Source organism: Leisingera sp. F5 (assembly GCF_001593695.1).
In genome coordinates, this window is sequence record NZ_LUKH01001036.1 from 1 (window position 1) to 1,337 (window position 1,337).

Here is a 1,337-nt window from a genome sequence, read left to right on the forward strand (position 1 = left end):
CACATGGTCCACCAGATACTGGCCCATGCCGGGGTAGACAAACACCACCTCGATCTCCATTCCCGAATTTCTGATCGGCTACGTGCTGATGTATCTCATCGCGGTGCAGCTGCGCTGGTTCCCGTCGGTGGCGATGATCAACGACAACATGAGCCTGTTCGAAAAGCTCAACGCCATCGCCCTGCCCATCGCCGTGCTGACCCTGGTGGTTCTGGCGCATATGATGCGCATGACCCGTGCGGCGATCCTGAACGTGATGCAGTCGGCCTATATTGAGACCGCCGAGCTGAAGGGCCTCAATGCCTTTCAGGTGATCTACCGCCATGCCTTCCCCAACGCGATTGCCCCTATCGTCAACGTGGTGATGCTGAATCTCGCCTATCTGGTGGTCGGCGTCGTGGTGATCGAGGTGGTGTTTGTCTACCCCGGCATGGGCCAGTATCTGGTGGACCATGTGTCCAAGCGGGACGTGCCTGTGGTGCAGGCCTGCGGCCTGATCTTTGCCGCTGTCTATATCGGCCTCAACATGATTGCCGATATCGTCGCAATTCTGAGCAACCCGCGTCTGAGGCATCCGAAATGAAGAATATCCCCATTTCCGCACTCATCGGGCTGTTCTTCACGGCCCTGTACTTTCTCGGCGCGATCTTTGCGCCGCTGCTGGCCCCTTACGGGGTGGGCGAAGTGGTCGGTGACGTCTGGGAACCTGCCAGCGCCGACTTTCTGCTGGGCACCGACAACATCGGCCGCGATCTGCTGACCCGGATGATCTACGGCGGCCAGACCACGATCTTCATTGCCACCGCAGCAACCATGCTGTCTTTCACCACCGGCTCCATTCTGGGCTTTATCGCCGCCGAGGCCGGCGGCTGGCTGGATCAGGCGATGTCGCGGTTTGTCGACCTGCTCATGTCGATCCCGACGCTGATCTTTGCGCTCGTGGTGCTGTCGGTCATGCCGGTGACCATTCCCACCCTGATCGTGGTGATGGGCCTGCTGGACTCGACCCGGGTTTACCGGCTGGCGCGCGCGGTTGCGGTCGACATCGAGGTGATGGACTACGTCGAGGCCGCGCGTCTACGAGGCGAGAAGACCTCCTGGATCATCTTCCGCGAAATCCTGCCCAACGCGCTGTCACCGCTGGTGGCCGAAATGGGCCTGCGGTTCATCTTTGCGGTGCTGTTCGTCTCCACCCTGTCCTTCCTGGGTCTCGGCGTTCAGCCGCCCGCGGCTGACTGGGGCGGCATCGTGAAAGAAAACAAGGACGGCATTGTCTACGGCATTCCTGCGGCCCTGATCCCGGCCTTTGCCATCGCCACCCTGGCAATCTCGGTCAA

General features: G+C 60.7%; 1 protein-coding gene and 1 pseudogene. Both read left to right on the forward strand.

Annotated features, from left to right (window positions below):
• Window positions 1-49 precede the first annotated feature (49 nt).
• Window positions 50-583, forward strand: a pseudogene (locus A2I95_RS38615) (ABC transporter permease); the annotation flags it as partial.
• Window positions 580-1,337 (forward strand): ABC transporter permease (locus A2I95_RS38620; protein WP_291737682.1); only part of this gene is annotated, 758 nt, incomplete at its 3' end. The pseudogene A2I95_RS38615 and the gene A2I95_RS38620, both read left to right, overlap by 4 nt.